The organism is Collinsella sp. AF19-1LB (assembly GCF_003459655.1).
In the GTDB taxonomy this organism is placed as follows: domain Bacteria; phylum Actinomycetota; class Coriobacteriia; order Coriobacteriales; family Coriobacteriaceae; genus Collinsella.
Window position 1 is genome coordinate 1 of record NZ_QRWO01000036.1, and the last position, 20232, is coordinate 20232.

Sequence of the window (20232 nt, forward strand, 5' to 3'; positions counted from 1 at the left end):
TGTGGGAGGTGTTCGGATAAAGTCGATAATCAAGGGTCGCGGAAAGGCCGTATACATATTTGGCTGGAGCGGACTTGAGGACGAGCTCAAGCTGTGGTGCGGCTGCATGGTGACATTCATCACAGATGATGAGGCCGTAATCACGAACGAACTCCTTGGCTATTGGTTCTCCGGTCTGGGGGTCCTTGCTGGACAAAGACTGGAATGAAGCAATGTCGATGAGATGGCTTATGGCGGTTTTGCCTCCTCCGATTTGGCCAATGAGCGGAGGCCGCCTTTTACTGATTCGTCCTTTTGGGGTTCGAACTGGCTTTCTGTTATCCGTAATGTCGATAAACCGTTCGAGCTGGGATTTCCATTGGGCAATGAGCGCAGTCTTGGGAACGATGACAAGCGTTGGAAGACCGATGGCAGCAATAAGATAGGCTCCAATGACGGTTTTCCCGAAACCCGTCGGCGCGGACATGATCCCGTCTTCACAGTTGAGCATCTGTTCGGCGGCAATTTGCTGTTCAGGGCGAAGAGCCCCTTTAAATGTCATCACAATTGGATTGCCCGACATGCGCTTGTCTGAATAGTGAGCAGAAGCGCCGGCTTCTTGAAGCAGCCGCTCGAGTTGTGCTTTACAGCCTCTGGGAATCGCAACGCAGCCATCTCTAAGTTCGCTGAGGTCTATGTACCGCGGTTTGCCGAATACCGATTGGTGCATTGATTGGGCACGGAAGAATTCCGGGTTGGCAAATGTTGCAAGCCTGCGAACCTCCATCTGGGCGGCCGGGCTCAGAGATTTTTCGGTTATGTAGAGCATATCGGCTTGCGTGACGGGTAGCGATGACGGGAAGTCCTGCGGCGCGAGCGGAAGCCGCTTTCGCGGCCTCTGAGAATGTGGCGCGGCGGTGTTTCCCGCCACTGCAGCTGATATTCCATGCGGTTTATTGTCGATGCTTTCGATCAGATTTTGCACCGTTGCATGTGGAATCAGCTGAATTTGCGAAAGGTAAAGCCATTGATCGGGAAAGGGCTCAAATTGCTCGTCAACAAATACACTGTTCCCTTTTCGCTGCGCTTTTCCTTGAAAAGGCAGTGCTATGAGATTTCCGAAGCCGCCCTCAGGAATGGTGGACTGCGCGGGCAGCATCCGGTCAAAAGCTTCAAAGGTGATTGTCTTGTTGAGCGCCGCCGCTTCGGTGATAAGGCTGCTTCCAAATTCTCGTGCGATCTTTGCGCTGGTGAGCTCTAGGAAGAAAAACCAGACATGTGCGCCGTTACCTGATCTCGATCGCTCGACTGCAGCATCGATTCCATGGTTTTTTGCGACAAGCCGAATGGCGTTTGTCGCTTCTTTCCAATCGGATCCGTCAAAGTCGATGACCAGGACTTTTGTGTTGCTGTCACTATCGAGAACGTATTGACCTATGACGTCTCGGAGCCTGTCGTCGTTGCCTTTGAAATGGGCGATGATCGTGGCATCGCTCAGCTCGGGGAAGATGCGGTTGCCGCATTCCGCGCATTTGGTTTTCTGACGATTTAGTTTGGGGCAAATGCCTGCCTTCCACTCATTTGCGCAGGCTGGTGTATAGCCGATTCCCCCGTCTTTTCTGCGGTACCCATGAGCGTAAACATCTTTGCGGCCAGTAAAGAGATTGCGAAAGAGTTCCAATTTGTCGCGCGCTGTGCTCGCACTGGTGACGATTCCCTCGACCTGTGCCCGTCTATCGAAAGATTCGCCAGCTTTCTCCCATTCTTCCAGTGTTGCGTAACGGATGTCTGGACCGTTGCCGCAGATGACGATTTGGCTGTGCGGCTCCGATACATGGGCGACGGTTTTCTTGAATTGGAATAGCGTGCCCCCGATGAGGGCGTATTGATGCGTGACGGTGCTCATGTAAATGCCGTTCTTGTCGGAGTTCATTGAAATGAGGGTACGTTATTTTGATTTTTAAGGGACTCGACTCTGATTTTGGTTCGGCGATAGCGGAGTACACCTCCGTGAGTGGTGTTTGGCTGGTGTCAAAATGTGCGGTAGGGTAGCGCGCAGAGATGTGGTGTAAGAGGCGGGGCATGCCCCGCCTCTTACACCACATCTCTGCGCGCTACCTGGGCGGCAATGAAGTTGCGGCGTAATGGGAAGCGTTTCGCGGCCTTTTGGCTAAAACGGCCCCTTTTCCGCCGCGACTCCTAAAAAGACGCCGGCGCGCCTTGAGTTGCGGCGCGTCGGCGTGATGGCTTTGTTGTGGCTGGGTGTACTTCGGTTGTTCGACGGCTTTGGCATGTCCGATCTTGCCAGGCAAGCCTTGTTACCGTTTAACGTTTGCCCAGATAAAACCTGCCAAAATAAACCTGTCCCTAATTGGCAGGTTGGTAGCGGGGGCAGTAGCTGATGGCGATGGCATCGACGCCTACATGGGTGGCGATGGTGCAGCCGATGGGGCCAGTGCCGGCGTCTACGTAGTCCTGGCCCGCGAGCGCCTCGTTGACAAGTTCCTGCTCCTCGGCGGCGCCGGTCGTGAGCACGCGCACGCTTGAGCCCGGGTGCTCGTCCAAAAACGCGAGGCAATCTGCCATGGTGTTGGCGACGATGCGCTTGGCGCCGCGGCCCTTTTTGATTGCCTTGATCTCGCCCGATTTCCACTCCGGCGAAACGGCCAGGCGAATGTTGAGCATCTGCGTCAGCTGGCCGGCGAGCTTGGGGGCGCGGCCGTTTTTGACCAGGTTCTCGAGCGTGCGGGGAATCAGCAGCAGGTGGGCTTCGGGCAGCGTCGCGCGGATCTGCGCCTCGGTCTCGTCCAAGCTGCGGCCGTCCTCGCGCATGGCAAGCGCGTACTCCACCAGCAGGCCCTCGGCGCCCGAGCCGGTGCGCGAATCGATGCAGCGCACGTCGAGCTCGTGGGTCTCGGCGACCAGGCATGCGTTGGAATAGCAGGCGGACCACTCGCTGCACAGCGAGATAAAGATCGCGCTGTCGTGGCCATCGGCGCGTACGCGGTCAAACAGCGCCTTGAACTCGCCGGCGCTCGGCTGCGAGGTGTGCGGCAGCTGCTCGGAGCCGGCCATGCGGGCGACGTATTCCTCGGCGGTAATCTGCACCTGGTCGAGCAGGTCCTCGCCCTCGATAATCACATGCAGCGGAATCACGTAAATGCCGAGCTCTTGGGCACGGGCGGGGGAGATGTCCGACGTGGAGTCGGTTATGATGGCAAAAGACATAATTGCACCTTTCGTTGGGGCGCGGCAGCGCCGCCTTCTGAAAGCAAAGTGCGACAAGTATAGTGGAGTTGCTCTACATTGCTAGGTTCAATTGTTGAATAGTCAACAGTTTGAAGCGGTGGTGTGGAAATCATCAACTGGGGAAGAAGGGTGCCGATGGCGGCATTGCAACTTTGCGAGCGGCCGGTTGTGCTGTTCGATTTTGACGGCACGGTGGCCGATACGGGTCGGGCAGTGATGACCTCGACGCGCAAGACGCTGGCTGCGCGCGGGTTTTCGGAGACGCAGATGGGTGATCTGCGCCGCATGATCGGGCCGCCCCTGTGGAAGAGCTTTCACGACTTTTACGGCTTTTCCCGCGAGGAGTCGCTTGTGGTGGCCGATGAGTACCGCGCCTTTTTTGATGAACTGGGACCGGAGGAGTATCCCGTGTTCAATGGGGTCCCCGAGCTGCTGGATGGGTTGGTCGCCCAAGGCAAACGTATGGCCGTGGCGACGTCGCGCATGGAGGCCAAGTGCATCGACATGGTGCATGAGCTCGGGCTCTCTCAGTTTGAGGCGGTGATTGGCATGAATCCGCCGCAGGGACGCGAGACCAAGGCCGATTCGGTCCGCGATGCCCTGGCGGCGCTCGGCGCGACGGCCGACGATGCCGTGATGATCGGCGATCGCTTTAACGATGTGGAGGGCGCGCACGTAATGGGCGTGCCGTGCATCGGCATCTATTCGGGCGCGGCGGCGCCGGGCGAGCACGAGGCGGCGGGTGCCGATGCGGTGGTGCACTCGGTGGCCGAGCTTGCTAAACTTTTCGCTATCTAATGACGTAATGTGAGGGGCGAGCGCGCTCGCCGCTCATTGGTAAGGAGGTCGTCCATGAATCAGGTGGAGCAGAGCGTCGCCGAGTATGTCGACGAGGTCTGGGAAGATGTCGTCGCCGATATCGAGCAGCTGGTGAGCTATCCGTCCGTGGCAGTTTCTGCCGATGCAGAGCCCGGCGCGCCGTTTGGCCGCCCGGTCCGTGACGCGCTCGACTGTGCGCTCGGCATCGCGCAGAAGCTCGGCTATCAGACGAGCGACGACGAGGGCTATGTGGGCATTGCCGATATTCCTGGCCGCGGCGACAAGCAGCTCGCGACCATCTGCCACGTGGACGTGGTGCCCGCCGGCCCGGGCTGGAACACCGACCCGTTTGCGATGGAGCGTCGCGAGGGCTGGCTGCTCGGCCGCGGCGTTATCGACGACAAGGGTCCGGCGGTGCTGTCGCTCTACGCCGGCGCCTATCTGCTCAAGCACGGCATTGTTCCGCGCTACACCTTCCGCGCACTGCTGGGCTGCGATGAGGAAGTGGGCATGTCCGACGTTCACCATTATCTGGAGAACCACGCGAACCCCGACTTTCTGTTTACGCCCGATGCCGAGTTCCCGGTCTGTAATGCCGAGAAGGGCCAGTTTGGGGCGACATTTGTGAGCTCCAAGATCGACGGCGGGCGCATTGTGTCCTGGAGCGGTGCCGAGGCGAGCAACGCCATTCCGTCGCAGTCTATCTGCGAGCTTGCGATTGCCGCCGATGAGCTGCCGGCGCCGGTCGAGAACGGCGACCGCCTGGAGATCACGGCGCTCGATAACGGGCATGCGCAGATTTTCGCCCACGGCATTGGCGGTCATGCCTCGATGCCAGAGGGAACGATCAACGCCGTCGGGCTGATCGTGGCGTATCTGCGCGAGGCCGAGGACGCGTTTGGTGCACGCGACGAGCGCCTGCTGACGCCTGCCGAGCACGAGTTCGTCAAGTTCCTGGCCTTTGTGCATGCGGACGCCTATGGTCGCGGCCTGGGTATCGATGCGACGAGTCCGGCGTTTGGCCCGCTTACCTGCAACGCTGGCGTCATCCGCGTGGCGGATAGCCATATTGAGCAGGTCATCGACGTGCGCTTCCCCGACAGCACGAGTGCCGATACCATCCGCGAGCAGCTCGATCCGCTCGTGGGCCGTTTTGGCGTGACGTGCCGTGTGGGTCGTGCGAAGGTGCCGTTCTCGGTCTCTGCCGACGATCCGGCCGTGAAGGCGCTTATTGATACCTATAACGAGTTTACGGGCAAGCATGCTGAGCCCTTTGCCATGGGCGGCGGCACGTACGCGCGCAACTTTGCCCGCGCCGTCTCGTTTGGCCCCGAGGAGACCGGTCTGGAGCTGCCCGAGTGGGGCGGCCAGATGCACGGTCCCAACGAGTGCGCCAACGAGGAACAGCTCAAGCAGGCGCTCAAGATTTATATCGTGGCGATCTTACGTTTGAACGAGCTTGAGCTTTAAGGCTGCGGCGTTTTAACAACTTAGCACCCCTTTCGTCCGGGCTTTTTAAGTTGCGGTGGAATAGTTCCTAGAATGGGCCATTTGATGGCCAAGCAGGAACTATTTCACCGCAACTTTGTTTTTATTGGTGTAAAAGGCGGGTCATGCTTGGTGGCGGGTTTGTTATTCGTTTGTAAAGCCGAGCCGCGCTTGCGGTAAGGGTCTATCAAAAGCCCGTAAGAAACCGCAGTTGGTGCGGGCGCTGACCGGTCGGGGCCGTATCTTTCCAAACAGCAAAGCGGGCAGGGTGTCCGCGAGTCGCATGTATGAAAGGAAGATCATGCTCGATCAGGCTTATTCTCGTCGTCAGTTCCTCGGCCTCGCTGGTGGTCTTGCCAGCTTCGTGGGCCTCGGCCTCGTTGGTTGCGGCGGCACAGGCGCTTCCAACGCCGCCGACAAGGGCAGCGCCGCTGCTGCCGAGTCCGTCTCGGGCGAGGTGACCTACGACGGCGCCTCCTCGTTCCAGGCGCTCCTCGAGGCCGCTGCCGAGAAGTTCATGGATGCCAACCCCGACGTCTCCGTCTCCGGCTCGGGTAACGGTTCGGGCAAGGGCCTGACCGCCGTCGCCGCCGGCACCGTTACCATCGGTAACTCTGACGTCTTCGCCGAGACCAAGCTCGAGGCCGACCAGGTCAAGAACCTCGTCGACCACGAGGTCGCCGTCGTGGGCATGGGCCCCGTCGTCTCCAAGAACGTCAAGGTCGACGACCTGTCCCTCGAGCAGCTCAAGGGCATCTTCTCCGGCCAGATCACCAACTGGAAGGAGGTCGGCGGCGACGACGCTACCATCGTCGTCCTCAACCGCAAGGCCGGCTCCGGCACCCGCGCCACCTTCGAGGCTGCCGTCTTTGGCGACGAGGCCGTCGACTTTAAGGGCGACGCCGAGCTCGACAAGTCCGGCGACGTCCAGACTCAGATGGGCAGCACCGACAACGCCATCTCCTACCTCGACTTCTCGCACTTCGATGACTCCAAGTTCAACGCCATCAAGGTCGAGGGCGTGGAGCCCAAGAGCGCAAACGTCACCGACGACTCCTTTAAGATTTGGGCGACCGAGCACATGTACTGCGCAAAGGACGCCGACGAGGCCACCAAGGCCTTTCTGGAGTTCATGCTTTCCGACGACGTCCAGGGCAAGCTCGTCGAGGAGCAGGGCTTTATTCCCGTCTCTGCCATGAAGGTCGTCAAGGACGCCAGCGGCAAGGTCTCTGCTAAATAAGCAATCGCCCCGGAAAGGTTTGTAATGGCAAAACAGCTGCCAAAGCGCGACCTTGAGAACGTGGGCCTGGGCGTCACGGGCGCGTGCGTTGCGCTCGTGACGCTTGTCGTTGCCGCGCTCATCTTTATGGTCGCCCAAAAGGGCCTTTCGGCTTTTGTTAAGGACGGCGTCTCGATCGTTGAGTTCTTCACCGGCACCAAGTGGGACCTGGCCAACACGGCCGAAAACGGCCTGCCCTATACCGGCGCCCTGCCCCTGATCGTCACCTCGTTTGCGGTCATGGTGCTCTCCACGCTCATTGCGCTGCCCATCGCCATCGGCTCTGCCATCTTTGCGGTCGAAATCCAGCCTAAGTTTGGTTCCAAGGTCTTTCAGCCGCTTATTGAGCTTTTGACCGGCATTCCTTCGGTCGTCTTTGGCCTGATCGGTTTTCACGTGGTCGTCGGCCTTATGAAAAGCGTTTTCCACGTGAGCACGGGTCTGGGCATCTTGCCCGGCGCCATCGTGCTGGCAGTCATGATTCTGCCGACGATGACCACGCTTTCGGTCGATGGCCTGCGCGCCGTGCCCGACAGCTACCGTCAGGGCTCGCTCGCGCTGGGCTACACCCGCTGGCAGACCATCTGGCACGTGGTGCTCAAGTCCGCCATGCCGTCGCTCATGACCGCGGTCATCCTTGGCATGACCCGTGCCTTTGGCGAAACGCTCGCCGTGCGCATGGTTATCGGCGGCATCGAGGCCATGCCGACGTCGCTGCTGTCGCCGGCCTCGACCATTACCACCACGCTCACCACGTCCATGGCAGTCTATGCCGAGGGCTCGGCCCAGGACGACGTCCTTTGGGCACTTGGCTTGCTGCTGATGGGCATGAGCCTCATCTTCATCCTGATCATCCATCTCATTGGCCGCAAGGGGGCGAAGGCTCGTGGCTAGCACGCGCATCCATATCGATGAGGCGAGACTCGGGCGTGTCCAAAAGCAGGACCGCATCGCCACGGGCGTGCTGACGGCAATCGTCGCCATCGTCATGCTCATCGTCACCTCCATGGTGGCCTATATCCTGTTCGAGGGGATTTCGACGCTGTTTCAGCCGGGCTTTCTCACGCAGCCCTCGCGCGCCAACGGAACCCAGGGCGGCGTGCTCTACCAGCTGTTCGACTCGTTCTACCTGCTGCTGATCACCCTAGTCATCTCGGTGCCCATCAGTCTGGGCGGCGCGGTCTTTTTGGTTGAGTACGCGCCGGACGGGCCCATCCGCGACATCGCCTCCACCGCCATCGAGACGCTGTCCTCGCTGCCCTCCATCGTCGTCGGCATGTTCGGCTTTCTGGTGTTCTCGGTGCAGCTGGGCTGGAAGTACTCCATCATCTCCGGCGCCGTCGCGCTCACCATGTTTAACATTCCCATCCTAGTGCGCGTGATTCAGCAGGCGCTCGAGGACGTGCCGCAGGCCCAGCGCGATGCGTGCCTGGCCATGGGCCTTACCCGCTGGGAGGCCACGCTGCACATCCTGATCCCCGAGGCCATGCCCGCCATCGTGACCGGCATCGTGCTTTCGGCCGGCCGCGTGTTTGGCGAGGCCGCGGCACTGCTCTTTACCTCGGGCATGAGCTCGCCGGTTCGCCTGAACTTCTTGAGTTTTAACCTGTCGAGCCCCACCTGTGCCTGGAACGTGTTCCGCCCCGGTGAGTCGCTCGCCGTGCACATCTACAAGATCTATGGCGAGGGTAGCCCCGAGGCCCAGCAGATCGTCTGGGGCACCGCGGCGCTGCTGATGATTTGCGTGCTGCTGTTTAACGTAGTCGCCCGTATCGTGGGCAAGCAACTGGCAAGGAAGATGACGGCCGAATGAGCGAGATATATGCAATGCCCGCAACCGAGGCGGCCACGTCCGAGACCCAGGACTTTCTGTCGAGTGTGGGGGAGAGCGAGAAGCGCGTGCGCGTGAGCGGCAAGGCCGTGAGCGACGAGGTCGTGCTCTCCACCAAGGACGTCAACGTGTACTATGGCGACCACCATGCGCTGCGCGATACGTCGCTCGACTTTCACAAGGGCGAGATCACGGCGCTCATTGGGCCCTCGGGCTGCGGTAAGTCGACCTTTTTGCGCAGCCTCAACCTTATGAATCGTGAGATTCGCGGCTGCCGCGTGGAGGGCGAGATTAACTACCGCGGGCGCAACGTGAACACCAAGGCCGAGAACACCTACGAGCTGCGTCGGTCCATTGGCATGGTGTTTCAGCAGCCCAACCCGTTCCGCAAGTCCATTCGCGACAACATCACGTTTGCGCCCAAGCGCCACGGCGTCACCGACCGTGACGAGCTCGACCGCATGGTCGAGGAAAGCCTGCGCGGCGCGGCGCTGTGGGACGAGGTCAAGGACAAGCTGGACAAGAGCGCCTATGCGCTTTCGGGCGGCCAGCAGCAGCGTCTGTGCATCGCGCGCACGCTCGCGCTCAATCCCGACGTGATCCTGTTTGACGAGCCCTGCTCGGCGCTCGATCCCATCTCGACGTTGGCGATCGAGGACCTGATGTCATCGATCGTGGCCGACCGCGCCATCGTCATCGTGACGCACAACATGGAGCAGGCATCGCGCGTGTCCAATCGCACGGCATTCTTCTACATGGGCGATATGGTCGAGTACGACGAGACCGACGAGATTTTCCAACGGCCCAAGGATAAGCGGCTGAATGATTACCTCACCGGCATGTTCTCCTAGTCCGGGACATGCTTGAGGCCCGCGGCGGCCATGGTTGCCGTGGGACTGATTGGAGAGGCGGGTCATCTCTTTTGCGAGATGGCCCGCCTTTTGCTCTGCGACCGAAACGACCACCACAAAGGGGACAGGCGCCTTCGTAGTGGTTTGGGGTGGGGCTCGCTGCTATCATGGACAACGTTGAATTTCTACGAAGGAGCAGGGCATATGGCGATTCTTTTGGGATGCGATTCCATCAGCCTAGAGTTTCCCACCAAGCATATTTTCGATAGCGTGACGCTCGGCGTGGGCGAGGGCGACCGCATTGGTATTGTCGGTAAAAACGGCGACGGCAAGTCGACGCTGCTGAGCGTGCTCGCCGGCACGCTGGAACCCGACGACGGACGCGTGACGCACCGCCGCGGCACCACGATCGGACTGCTCGGCCAAAAGGACCAGCTTGTCGACACCGATACCGTACATCATGCCGTTGTGGGCGACACGCCCGAGTACGAGTGGGCCTCGAGCCCCCGCACGCGCCAGATCCTGGCTGGCCTCATTAGCGATGTGCCCTGGGAGGGCACGGTGGGCGAGCTTTCGGGCGGTCAGCGCCGTCGCGTGGACCTTGCGCGCCTGCTGATCGGCGACTACGACGTGCTCATGCTCGACGAGCCCACCAACCACCTGGACATGCGCACCATCAACTGGCTCGCGCGTCACTTAAAGGCCCGCTGGCAGCGCGGTCAGGGCGCCATGCTCGTGGTCACGCATGACCGCTGGTTCTTGGACGAGGTCTGCACCAGCATGTGGGAGGTCCACGACGGCCAAGTCGACCCCTTCGAGGGCGGCTACTCGGCCTACATCCTGCAGCGCGTGGAGCGCGATCGCATGGCCGCGGTTACCGAGGAGCGCCGTCGCAACATGGCGCGCAAGGAGCTCGCGTGGCTAAGCCGCGGCGCCCAGGCGCGTTCCACCAAGCCCAAGTTTCGCGTGGATGCCGCTCGCGAGCTGATTGCCGACGTGCCGCCTGTGCGCGACGAGCTGGAGCTCAAGCGCCTGGCGGTGAGCCGCCTAGGCAAGCAGGTTATCGACGTGATCGACGTGGACGCCGGCTATGCGGATGCCGACGGCGCGCCCAAGCAGGTGCTCTCCGATGTGACCTGGCTTATCGGCGCGGGCGACCGCTATGGTCTGCTGGGTGAGAACGGTGCCGGCAAGTCGACCTTGCTCGACGTGATCCAGGGCAAGATCGCGCCCCTTCGCGGCCGCGTGAAGATTGGCCAGACGGTGCGTTTTGGCGTGCTGTCGCAGCAGCTCGAGGAGCTCGAGCCCTACATGGGCGACACGATCCGCGAGGTGCTCAGCAACTATAAGAAGTACTACGTCATCGACGGCAAGGAGACTTCGCCTGAGAAGCTTTGCGAGCGCCTGGGCTTTACGACGCAGCAGCTCTGGAGCCGCATCGGCGATCTTTCGGGCGGCCAGCGCCGTCGCCTGTCGCTGCTGCTGACGATCCTGGACGAGCCCAACGTGCTTATCCTGGACGAGCCGGGCAACGACTTGGATACCGACATGCTGGCGATTGTCGAGGACCTGCTCGACGGCTGGCCGGGCACGCTGATCCTGGTGACGCACGACCGCTTCTTGATGGAGCGCGTGACCGACCAGCAGTGGGCGCTGCTTGACGGTCATCTGACGCATATGCCCGGCGGCGTCGACCAGTACCTGCGCCTGTGCAACGCCACGGCCGAGGGCGAGCCCGTGGGCGCGCCGAGCGCCAAGACCGGCACGTTCGACACCGGCGCCGCAGCGATTGCAGCCGAAAAGCCCAAGTCGAGCGGCCAGCCCAATGGCCTTTCCAATGCCGAGCGCCAGAAGCTCCGCCGCGAGGTGAGCTCGCTCGAGCGCAAGATGGAGACGCAGCGCGCCCGCGTGGAGGAGGCCGAGGCCGCGATGGCCCAGGTCGATCCCACCAACTACACAGCGCTCGGCGAGCAGCAGGCAAAGATCGACGAGGCCCATGCCGCCATGGACGAGCTGGAGATGGCGTGGCTCGAGGCGAGCGAAAAGCTCGAGGGCGAGGAGTAAACGAGGATGATCAAAGCCGCGTTTTTCGATATCGACGGCACGCTGCTGAGCTTTAAAACGCATCGGATTCCGGCGTCGGCGCAGCAGGTGCTCGACAGCTTTCATGAGCAGGGGATCGCGTGCGTGATCGCCACGGGCCGCCCGACCTATCAGATGCCCGATTGGCTGCTCGACTTGGGCTGGGATGCGTACATTACGCTCTCGGGCCAGCACTGCTTTGATGCCAAGGGCACCTACCGCAGCTGCCCGATCGATCCGGACGACGTCGCGGTGATTGTGGACCAGGTGGCCGAGGGGTGCTACGACTCGCTGTGCATGCAGGGCGAGAACTCGTTTGTGAATCGCCTGTCCGAGCGCGTGGTGGCGGCCGGCAGCAACGCGGGAATCGTCTATCACGAGGAGCCGTTTGACCACGCCTTTGACGCGCCGGTCTACCAGTTTTGCGCGTTTGTGGACCCGGCCGACGAGCATATCGTGGCCGACGCGGTGTCGCATTCGCTCACCACGCGCTGGTGCGACCTGTTCTGCGACATTATCCCCGCCAACGGCGGCAAGGACTTGGGCGTGGCGGCGACGCTGGAGCGCCTGGGTGTCGACGCGAGCGAGGCGATCGCCTTTGGCGACGGCGAGAACGACCTGTCGATGTTCTCGGCCGTGGGCACAAGTGTGGCCATGGGCAACGCGCAGGATACCGTGAAGGCCGCAGCGACCTACGTGACGACCGCCGTAGACGACGATGGCATCTACAACGCCGCGAAGCACTTTGGCCTCGTGTAGCTGCGACCCGGCACTTGGGGACGCTCCTTATCTGCCGGCAGCTGGGGACACTCCTTGCGGGGCGTTCCCATTTTGTTTTCATCTCGCACGTTTTGTGAAACGCGGCTAACTTTTTGGTCAATGCAGTAAGACATGGTCAACTTTTGCGGTAAAGTAAGCCAAGGAAAGTATCCAAAGGCTAACTAGCAATCATCGCGAAAGGCGGCCCATGGCCCTACGTGAATCCGGAGAAGACTATCTCGAATCGATCTACGTCCTATCGGAACGTCAGGGCATCGTGCGCTCGATCGACGTTGCCGAATACTTGGGCGTAACCAAAGCAAGCGTCTCTAAAGCCATGGCGGCCTTGGAGAGCACCGGCTACGTGGAGATGGGCAAACGCGACGTGCATCTGACGGAACGCGGTCTTGAGGTTGCCCGTCAAATGTGGGAGCGCCACTGCTTTTTTGTAGGTCTGCTAGAGGACGCAGGCGTAACGCCCGAGGTCGCGTCGCAAGAGGGCTGCCACATGGAGCACTGCCTGAGCGAGGAGAGCTTCGAGAAGTTGAGGTCGATGTTGGGCCGGGGCGAGGCGACGGATTCAACCTCGGTATCCTAACGGATCCTCAGTAGCGCGGAGTTCACGCAAAGCGCGAACCAGCGACCGGGACCAGCGGCCCTTTCGGCCAAGTCCATTTCAGCAAAGGAGCACCGCCAGCAAGCGATGCCCAAGAACTGCCAGCTACGTCACTGCAGGCCGGGGTCGGGCTTGGTTTTGAAAACAATCCGCAGCGCGAGGCCCGCCTTTCCGTTGCTCCGCAGGAGCAGGAAAGACGGGCCTCATGCGCGAGGACGTTTTCAAAACCAAGTCCGACCCCGGCCGGAGGGACCACGGGTGCTACAGGTTCTTGACACCCATCGCGCGCATGGCGTTCAGGATGGCGATGATCGCCACGCCTACGTCGCCAAAGACGGCAAGCCACATATTGGCGATACCCAGCGCTGCCAGCACAAGGATCAGCAGCTTAATGCCCAGCGCAAAGATTATGTTCTGCCAAACAATCGACATGGTCTTGCGCGCCACGCGGATCGCGCGGGAAATGTTGGACGGCTTGTCGTCCATCAGCACCACGTCGGCGGCCTCGATCGCGGCGTCGGAGCCCATGGCGCCCATGGCAATGCCCACATCGGCGCGCGTAAGCACAGGCGCGTCGTTGATACCGTCGCCGACAAAGGCGAGCTTGCCCTTGCCACTTTCGGCCGCGAGTAGCGCCTCAACGCGCTCGACCTTGTCGCCCGGCAGGAGCTGCGCGTGGAACTCGTCGAGACCGAGTTGCTTGGCCACAGACGCTGCAACCTCCTCGCGGTCGCCCGTGAGCATGACGGTGCGGTTGATACCGGCGGCATGCAGGTCGCGAATCGTTTGCTCCGCATCGGCCTTAACGGTGTCTGCAATCACGATGTGGCCGGCGTACACGCCGTCAACGAGCACGTGGAGGATCGTGCCGACAACCTCACAGTCCGGTGCTTCAACGCCGGCCGCGGCGAGCATCTTGGCGTTGCCAACGACGACGTGCTTGCCGTCGATGGTTGCCGTCACGCCGTGGCCCGCGTCGTTGGCGGAGTCGCTCACGCGCTTGGGGTCGACCTCGCCCTGGTAGGCGTCGCGCACGGACTGCGCGATGGGGTGATCGGAGAACGACTCAGCAAGGGCTGCGACTTCGAGCAGCGACTGCTCGGTATAGCCAGCCTCGGGGTGCACCGCGACGACTGAGAACGTGCCGTTGGTGAGGGTGCCCGTTTTGTCGAAGACGATGGTGTCCACGTCGGCGAGCGTCTCGAGGTAGTTGGAGCCCTTGATGAGAACGCCCAGCTTGGACGCGCCGCCGATGCCGCCAAAGAAACTCAACGGTACGCTGATCACGAGGGCGCACGGGCAGCTGACGACCAGGAAGGTCAGACCGCGCAGAATCCAGTCGGACCAGGCACCGGTGACCAGGCCGCCGCCGAGCGCGAGCACCGCGGCAGCGCCGGTGACGGCGGGGGTGTAGACGCGGGCGAAGCGCGTGATGAAGTTCTCGGTGCGCGCCTTCTTTTCGCTGGCATTCTCCACGAGCTCCAGGACGCGCGCGACGGTGGACTCGCCAAACGGCTTGGTGGTGCGCACGTGGATGAGGCCCGTCATGTTGATGCAGCCGCTGATGATATCGTCGCCGGACTTGGCGGGGCGGGGGACCGACTCGCCCGTGAGCGCGGCGGTGTCGAGCTGGGTTTCGCCCTCGACGATGATGCCGTCGATAGGCACGCGCTCGCCGGGCTTGACGACGATGACGGTGCCGACGGTGATGTCATCGGGGAAGACCTGCTCGAGCGTGCCGTCGGTCTGCTCGACGTTAGCGTAGTCGGGCGCGATGTCCATCATGGCACTGATCGACTTGCGGCTCTTGCCCACGGCGTATGCCTGGAACAGCTCGCCGACCTGGTAGAACAGCATGACAGCGGCGCCTTCGGCCATGTGCGGGTCGGTGTCGGGGAAGAGCACCATGGCAAATGCGCCGATGGTCGCGACGGCCATAAGGAAACTCTCGTCGAAGGCCTTGCCGCGGCGAATGTTATTGAATGCCTTTTGCAGTACGTCGTAGCCGGCAATCAAAAACGGCACGAGGAACAGCACAAAGCTGGCGTAGATGTCGCCCGGGGTGCCGAATGCGGCAGTAAGGGTACCGAGCTCGTCGAGGGCGTACACCACCGCAAAGATGCCTAGCGCTACCAGGATGCGGTTGCGCTTATGCTCGAGTGACTCTTTTTTCTTGCGCTTCTTCTTTTTCTTTTTGGGGTCGGCGGCGGCCATGACTCGTATCCTCCCATTTGAATGTATGAACACTCGCTCATATAACTTCGCGAGCAAAGGCCGCGGCAAGCGCGGCCTTGTAGGTTGGCGTAAACCTGGGCTAGAGAATGATCTCGCAGTCCGGCTCGGCGTCGGCCGTAAACTCTACAACGCGGTTGAGCACCTCGTCGAGCTCGGCGTCGTCGGCCTCGAGCGTCAGCTTCTGGGTCATAAAGTTGACGGACACGGATTTGACGCCCTCGAGCTTGGCAAGTTCGTCCTGAAGCTCGCGCGCGCAGTTGGCGCAGTCGATCTCGTCGAGTTTAAACTGCTTTTTCATGATGGGTTCCTTTCCCTGTTTTGCGGCTTGGGTGCAGGCCGCGCTGGTACCTCGGTTGGTTGCTATTCGCAGATATGGCTCATGCCCTGGTTGAGCATGGTGTAGACGTGATCGTCGGCAAGCGAGTAGAGGATGTTGCGGCCGTCGCGGCGGAACTTGACCAGGTGCGACTGCTTAAGCGTGCGCAGCTGGTGCGATACTGCCGACTGCGAGGTTTCGGTCGCTTCGGCGATGTCGGCCACGCAGAGCTCACGGCCCATGAGGGCATAGAGAATCTTGATGCGCGTGGTGTCGCTGAAGACCTTGAACAGGTCGGCGAGGTCGTAGAGAAGCTCCTCGTCGGGAAGGTCCTCGGGCGAGCAGGTGGTGGGGATCGCGGGCTCGGTGGCCTCGATGTCGGGTTTCGTTTCATCAACGCGGATGCTCATTGCAATATCCTTTCATATGAACATGCGCTCATATAACTTACTTCCGATTATATGAGCGCATGTTCATATGTCAATATCGTTTAGGCAATCCGTCGTACAAAATGATGAGGAAAAGCGGACGAGATTCCGGACTAAGCGGTTTTGATAGGTGATGCCGGGGTGGGTGCCCCTGCGCCGTGCAAAAATTGGAGTATTCTGCAACGATAGGGGGTCTGTTAACTTATCGCAGGCCAAATAATGCAGCTAAAGAGTTGTCTTAGGGTGGTAAACCGATGAGTTCTTCCTCAAATGTTGCCTAACGTTCTCACGCAAGAGTGATTTCGCTTCACTTTTGGATCCACTCGAGGGTGATGGACACCCGGCTTTGCTGAATACTCGCAATTTTGCACGTCGCTAGGGTACCCACCTTGTTAGTCAGCCTAGTTTCCGGCCCCGAAGACCCTGCCCTCGGGCGTGAAGCTGCTTGTTTGGTTGAGTGATGGGCTGTCGAGTCCGACAGTCTGCATGTCATCGATTGCCGGAGCCTTGTTAATCGTCGGATCGTCCAATGTGATGCCTTCGAGCATTGCTTTTTCGAGGTCGATTCGTTGACGCTCTTCGGAATCCTGGCGAAGCTCCTCCTGGATTCGTTTCTTCTCCTCAATAAACCGTCTGAGCACAAACAGTCTCAGGTCCTCTTGCATGATTTGAAAGTCTTTTGGCAGACGCGAGGGGCGTATGCCTTCTTTCCGCTGGATTGCCTCCATGACCCTAACGAAAGAGCTGGCATGCATAAAGGAATAACGGCTGACAGTGATGATTCCGTACCCCATGGACGCAAGCGCATTCTTGCGCTCCTCGTCGATAGCGCGGTCTTCTTCAGCGTCGTGATAAAACCCGTTGTATTCAATATCTGTTCGAGATTTCTTCAGATATGCATCCATAAAGAACTTTTTGCGTCTCGTGAGATTTTTTGCGGCGGCGGTGACCTTCACCTCGTAGTCGGTCTCAATTCCTTTAATGCCAAGCCCTCCTTCGCTTTTGGGCAACGTAAGCATCATGGCAAAGGCCGTTTCCATGGGAGACCGACATCCATCGCGTACACATTGAATCGACTTTCGGGCAAGGGCCAAACCGTCACATCTGGTAATGGAATTAAAGAACTGCTTTAGCCTCTCGGTCGAGGTAAGCGCGAAACGCTCGGTATAGGAGGTTGAAGAGCCGGTTCCTAGGGAATAAGCGCCGCACAGTTCAAAGTAGTACTCCACTAGTTCGCGAAAAGGGAGATAGGTGGCGGCCTGAAGTGCACAAAGCTCAACACCAACAACGAAGATGTCTTCTCCGAGCTCTATAAAGCGTGAGTTTGAGAATCGCTTTGACGAAACGTGGCATTGACAGTTCATCGCGTAGCGCGCGTTCCTGCGATCAAACACCGTTACCTCGAGGGGATCGTTTGCGTCGCGGGCAACATCATGTTTGGCGAGCCATTCTGCGGCTGCGTCGAGGAGTGCTCCGCTGGGGCATGATCCGTAAATTGCGGCAGGGCTGCAGGACTCGATGTCTTTCGCAGACACCGAATGCGCGGCTTGGTAGACCGCTTTTGCAGTGGTATGTGACAATACGATACTCATGGCATATATCGTGTCAGCTAATGCCGTGTTGATGGCGCTGAGTGGAAAAGTCGTTTTAGAGGTCTAACCAAATGCTGTCCAAAAGCTTGACGCAATTATGGGTCGGTACGCCCTAAATAAATGTTTTCGCAGCTTGGCTATAGCATGGAAACACTCAATTGCTGCACATTTGGTATCGGTGCATCGCCATCCGAGTACAAATCACGTGTCGGGAAAGTGCTGAAATAAGTAAAAAATAGGGTTCAGAATTTGTGAAGAGCGGGCCTGCTTATGGAACGTGGGGCGGCCCCGCTGCGGGGTTTCCCGCTGCGAGGCCGCTCGTGAGCAAGCAGTGTTTGTCGCAGGCGTTGCTATTTCGCAAACAGGTTCTTGAGGTTGAACTCGGCTTGGACGGTGCGGAGCATGAGGTCGGTGTCGTCGAGGCCCAGGTGCTGCTCGTTGGCGTCGACGGCGAGGGTGCCGCGGCGGCGCGCCCAGTTCTCGAGCGCAGCGGGCGCGGACTCGCGGGGGAGCGAGCGCACGTCGGCGTCCAGGCTGCGGCAGATCTGGCGCGAGTCGATGACGATGATCTTGCCTGCGCGGCGCGCCTCAGCGTAACCGTCCAGATGAATTTTGAACCAGCTGTCCTCGAAGGCGGCATTATGCGCCATGTACGGGTACTTCTTCATGAGCTTGAGCAGCTGCTTCTGCAGCTCCTTGTTCTCGCGGAACGGCTTTTTGCCGTCGATGTCGTCCCATGTGATGTGATGGATGTTCGATAGCGGCACATCCTCGCCGCGGTAGATGTCGGGCAGGCCGCAGTAGTGTGCCTCGGCGTCATGCGGCACGGCGTCGCTGGTGAGATCCATGATCTCCCAGCCCACGTTGATGATGTAGCCGCGCTCGGGCGCGCGACCGGTGGTCTCGATGTCGATGCCCAGCACCGTGCCTTGGATGGGCTTGCGGGCATAGGCCACGCCGAGTGCGTCGCGGTCGCCGCGGATCTCGCGCATAACGGACGCGGCGGTGCGCTTTTGCATCTTGCCGATGGCGGCGCAGGTGTCGGCGTCGGACAGGCCGCGCGAGAGCGTCGCGGGCGTCACGTTGCGCAGACGCGCCTCGCCAATCTGGTCGCACAGGTCGCGGTTGCGGTCGGCCAGGTCGCGCACGGTGGCAAAGTCGAAGCCGGGGTCGCCCTCGGCGGTAAAGTACTCGGTCTCGAGCACCTTGAGGGCCTCCTCGCCCTTCTGGCGCTCGGACTCCATGGCGCCGTGGTCGCCGTAGATAAACATGGGGATAAACGGCTGGCGCTCGTATTCGAGTGCTTGCGATACGTTCATATGCTACTCCTTGGACGGGCCGCGTTGTGCGGCTCGAGGTTACTGAGTTATGGCGAGATGATAGTTTGCCATAGGCAACTATTGGCACCGCGCCCGGGACAACTACAATACCCTAGTTGACCGCTAGGACTTTTACAATGCTGCCGAAAGACACGAAAGGTTCCGTCCGTCATGGATTTACTGATTGATATTCTGCTCGACGCCGGCAAGGACACGCTGTCGCTGGTGCCGTTTTTGTTGGTGACGTATCTTGCTCTCGAGACACTTGAGCACGTTGCGGGCGACCGCGTCAACGGCGCTATCAAGCGCGCCGGCGCTGCGGGTCCCGTGGTTGGCTCGCTGCTGGGCATGGTGCCGCAGTGCGGATTTTCGGCCATGGCAGCAACGCTGTACGCCGGCCGTGTCGTGACCTTGGGCACGTTGGTGGCGGTGTTCCTTTCGACCTCCGATGAGATGCTGCCGCTGTTGCTTGCCGAGCAGGTTCCCGTGCAGACTATGGCGATGCTTTTGGCTTCGAAAGCGCTGATCGCACTGGTCACGGGTTTTATCGTGGACGCTGCCATTCGCGGCCTGCGCCGTAACGCCCGCGCGCACGCGGCGATTCGCCGTACCGTGCTGGGAACCGCGGCCAATCCGGCCCACGTGAACTGCGCGCACGACGACCACAGCGGCGGTGACATCATCGACGAGGTGGCCGAGGCGGGCGTGAGCGCCGACCACATCCACGAGCTGTGCGAGCGCGACCATTGCGGATGTGATGAAGACGAAGACGAGCACGAACACGGACATGGCCACGATCACGGTCATGAGGGCGAACATGAACACCATGATGGTCACGGTCACTCTCACTCCCACGAAGGGACGCCTGTCCTGTCGATCATCCGCAGTGCGATCTCGCACACCGTGCAGGTCTCGGTATTCATTTTTCTGGTGACGCTGATTCTGGTCGCCGTGCTCGAGACGTTCGGCGAGTCCGCGATCGAGCAGTTCCTGCGCGGCAACGAGACACTCGCTGTCCTGGGTTCGGCGCTTGTCGGGCTGATTCCCAATTGCTCGGCGAGCGTGGTCATTACACAGCTGTATCTGGAAGGCGCGCTGCAACTGGCGCCGATGCTCGCCGGCACGCTCATTTCCGCCGGCGTGGGTTATCTGGTGCTGTTCCGCACCAACCGCAGCGCCCGCGAAAATGCCGTGTTCCTGATCATGATGTACGTCATCGGCGCTGGCTGGGGCCTTATCCTTTCCGCCTTTGGGTTCTAAGTGGATGTTTGGGGCATGCCGTAAAACTAGGACATGCCATAAATTCCACCGCCATGACCTGGGCGTTGGATGCGCGTCAATCGGCAAAACAAAAGGCTCTGTTAGACCATAATTGACATATAGGTGATG

Annotated in this window: 17 protein-coding genes; 10 read left to right on the top strand and 7 right to left on the bottom strand. The window is 60.3% G+C overall.

Features of this window, described 5'->3' with window-relative positions:
- Both DWX39_RS09730 and DWX39_RS09735 read right to left on the bottom strand, forming a co-directional pair.
- The coding region (locus DWX39_RS09730; RefSeq protein ID WP_158561652.1) for a DEAD/DEAH box helicase family protein at nucleotides 1–1885 on the bottom strand (1885 nt) is incomplete at its 3' end.
- Between the two features lie 461 nt (nucleotides 1886–2346).
- Nucleotides 2347–3207, bottom strand: a complete 861-nt coding sequence (locus DWX39_RS09735; protein ID WP_117759683.1) for a DegV family protein — start codon at nucleotides 3205–3207, stop codon at nucleotides 2347–2349.
- Between the two features lie 156 nt (nucleotides 3208–3363).
- Here DWX39_RS09735 and DWX39_RS09740 point away from each other — a divergent pair, with 156 nt between their 5' ends.
- The 9 genes from DWX39_RS09740 (at nucleotide 3364) to DWX39_RS09780 (ending at nucleotide 12935) form a co-directional block, all read left to right on the top strand.
- A complete protein-coding gene (locus tag DWX39_RS09740) occupies nucleotides 3364–4026 on the top strand; it encodes an HAD hydrolase-like protein (RefSeq protein WP_117759685.1) in 663 nt (220 codons plus the stop codon).
- Nucleotides 4027–4080: 54 nt separating this feature from the next.
- The gene (locus tag DWX39_RS09745; protein ID WP_117759687.1) at nucleotides 4081–5517 is read left to right on the top strand and encodes a M20 family metallopeptidase; all 1437 of its coding nucleotides are present in this window, start codon (nucleotides 4081–4083) and stop codon (nucleotides 5515–5517) included.
- A gap of 319 nt (nucleotides 5518–5836) precedes the next feature.
- A complete protein-coding gene (locus DWX39_RS09750; protein WP_117759689.1) occupies nucleotides 5837–6775 on the top strand; it encodes a phosphate ABC transporter substrate-binding protein in 939 nt (312 codons plus the stop codon).
- 24 nt (nucleotides 6776–6799) lie between these two features.
- The gene (gene pstC, locus DWX39_RS09755; protein WP_117759691.1) at nucleotides 6800–7708 is read left to right on the top strand and encodes a phosphate ABC transporter permease subunit PstC; all 909 of its coding nucleotides are present in this window, start codon (nucleotides 6800–6802) and stop codon (nucleotides 7706–7708) included.
- A complete protein-coding gene (pstA, locus tag DWX39_RS09760) occupies nucleotides 7701–8627 on the top strand; it encodes a phosphate ABC transporter permease PstA (protein WP_199411493.1) in 927 nt (308 codons plus the stop codon). The genes pstC and pstA overlap by 8 nt, the downstream gene beginning before the upstream one ends.
- A complete protein-coding gene (pstB, locus tag DWX39_RS09765; RefSeq protein WP_117759695.1) occupies nucleotides 8624–9496 on the top strand; it encodes a phosphate ABC transporter ATP-binding protein PstB in 873 nt (290 codons plus the stop codon). The genes pstA and pstB overlap by 4 nt, the downstream gene beginning before the upstream one ends.
- 204 nt (nucleotides 9497–9700) lie before the next feature.
- Nucleotides 9701–11560 (top strand): ABC-F family ATP-binding cassette domain-containing protein, encoded by a 1860-nt coding sequence (locus tag DWX39_RS09770; protein WP_117759696.1) that lies wholly within the window; start codon nucleotides 9701–9703, stop codon nucleotides 11558–11560.
- 6 nt (nucleotides 11561–11566) lie between these two features.
- On the top strand, nucleotides 11567–12337 hold the full coding sequence (locus DWX39_RS09775) for a Cof-type HAD-IIB family hydrolase (protein ID WP_117759698.1): 771 nt from the start codon (nucleotides 11567–11569) through the stop codon (nucleotides 12335–12337).
- A gap of 208 nt (nucleotides 12338–12545) precedes the next feature.
- Complete coding sequence (locus tag DWX39_RS09780) at nucleotides 12546–12935, top strand: metal-dependent transcriptional regulator (RefSeq protein ID WP_117759700.1); 390 nt, start codon at nucleotides 12546–12548, stop codon at nucleotides 12933–12935.
- Nucleotides 12936–13214: 279 nt separating this feature from the next.
- Here the strand turns inward: DWX39_RS09780 and DWX39_RS09785 are convergent, their stop codons facing one another.
- The 5 genes from DWX39_RS09785 to DWX39_RS09805 all read right to left on the bottom strand — a co-directional run bounded on the left by DWX39_RS09785 (nucleotide 13215) and on the right by DWX39_RS09805 (nucleotide 18843).
- Complete coding sequence (locus tag DWX39_RS09785; RefSeq protein WP_199411494.1) at nucleotides 13215–15167, bottom strand: heavy metal translocating P-type ATPase; 1953 nt, start codon at nucleotides 15165–15167, stop codon at nucleotides 13215–13217.
- A 100-nt stretch (nucleotides 15168–15267) separates the two neighbouring features.
- Nucleotides 15268–15486 (bottom strand): cation transporter, encoded by a 219-nt coding sequence (locus tag DWX39_RS09790; RefSeq protein WP_117759702.1) that lies wholly within the window; start codon nucleotides 15484–15486, stop codon nucleotides 15268–15270.
- A 62-nt stretch (nucleotides 15487–15548) separates the two neighbouring features.
- Nucleotides 15549–15914, bottom strand: coding sequence for a helix-turn-helix transcriptional regulator (locus DWX39_RS09795; protein ID WP_055285819.1), 366 nt, complete (start codon nucleotides 15912–15914; stop codon nucleotides 15549–15551).
- Nucleotides 15915–16333: 419 nt separating this feature from the next.
- A complete protein-coding gene (locus DWX39_RS09800) occupies nucleotides 16334–17524 on the bottom strand; it encodes a hypothetical protein (RefSeq protein WP_117759704.1) in 1191 nt (396 codons plus the stop codon).
- 350 nt (nucleotides 17525–17874) lie between these two features.
- Entirely contained in the window at nucleotides 17875–18843 is a 969-nt protein-coding gene (locus DWX39_RS09805) for a 3'-5' exonuclease (protein ID WP_117759705.1), read from the bottom strand.
- Between the two features lie 171 nt (nucleotides 18844–19014).
- On the opposite strand from DWX39_RS09805, the gene DWX39_RS09810 reads away from it, so the two are divergent.
- Complete coding sequence (locus tag DWX39_RS09810) at nucleotides 19015–20103, top strand: putative manganese transporter (protein ID WP_117759706.1); 1089 nt, start codon at nucleotides 19015–19017, stop codon at nucleotides 20101–20103.
- Nucleotides 20104–20232 lie beyond the last annotated feature (129 nt).

Coding starts and splice junctions, on each gene's coding strand:
- DWX39_RS09735 (WP_117759683.1), bottom strand. CDS start 3,207: ATGTCTTTTGCCATCATAACCGACTCCACGTCGGACATCTCCCCCGCC.
- DWX39_RS09740 (WP_117759685.1), top strand. CDS start 3,364: ATGGCGGCATTGCAACTTTGCGAGCGGCCGGTTGTGCTGTTCGATTTT.
- DWX39_RS09745 (WP_117759687.1), top strand. CDS start 4,081: ATGAATCAGGTGGAGCAGAGCGTCGCCGAGTATGTCGACGAGGTCTGG.
- DWX39_RS09750 (WP_117759689.1), top strand. CDS start 5,837: ATGCTCGATCAGGCTTATTCTCGTCGTCAGTTCCTCGGCCTCGCTGGT.
- pstC (WP_117759691.1), top strand. CDS start 6,800: ATGGCAAAACAGCTGCCAAAGCGCGACCTTGAGAACGTGGGCCTGGGC.
- pstB (WP_117759695.1), top strand. CDS start 8,624: ATGAGCGAGATATATGCAATGCCCGCAACCGAGGCGGCCACGTCCGAG.
- DWX39_RS09770 (WP_117759696.1), top strand. CDS start 9,701: ATGGCGATTCTTTTGGGATGCGATTCCATCAGCCTAGAGTTTCCCACC.
- DWX39_RS09775 (WP_117759698.1), top strand. CDS start 11,567: ATGATCAAAGCCGCGTTTTTCGATATCGACGGCACGCTGCTGAGCTTT.
- DWX39_RS09780 (WP_117759700.1), top strand. CDS start 12,546: ATGGCCCTACGTGAATCCGGAGAAGACTATCTCGAATCGATCTACGTC.
- DWX39_RS09785 (WP_199411494.1), bottom strand. CDS start 15,167: ATGGCCGCCGCCGACCCCAAAAAGAAAAAGAAGAAGCGCAAGAAAAAA.
- DWX39_RS09790 (WP_117759702.1), bottom strand. CDS start 15,486: ATGAAAAAGCAGTTTAAACTCGACGAGATCGACTGCGCCAACTGCGCG.
- DWX39_RS09795 (WP_055285819.1), bottom strand. CDS start 15,914: ATGAGCATCCGCGTTGATGAAACGAAACCCGACATCGAGGCCACCGAG.
- DWX39_RS09800 (WP_117759704.1), bottom strand. CDS start 17,524: ATGAGTATCGTATTGTCACATACCACTGCAAAAGCGGTCTACCAAGCC.
- DWX39_RS09805 (WP_117759705.1), bottom strand. CDS start 18,843: ATGAACGTATCGCAAGCACTCGAATACGAGCGCCAGCCGTTTATCCCC.
- DWX39_RS09810 (WP_117759706.1), top strand. CDS start 19,015: ATGGATTTACTGATTGATATTCTGCTCGACGCCGGCAAGGACACGCTG.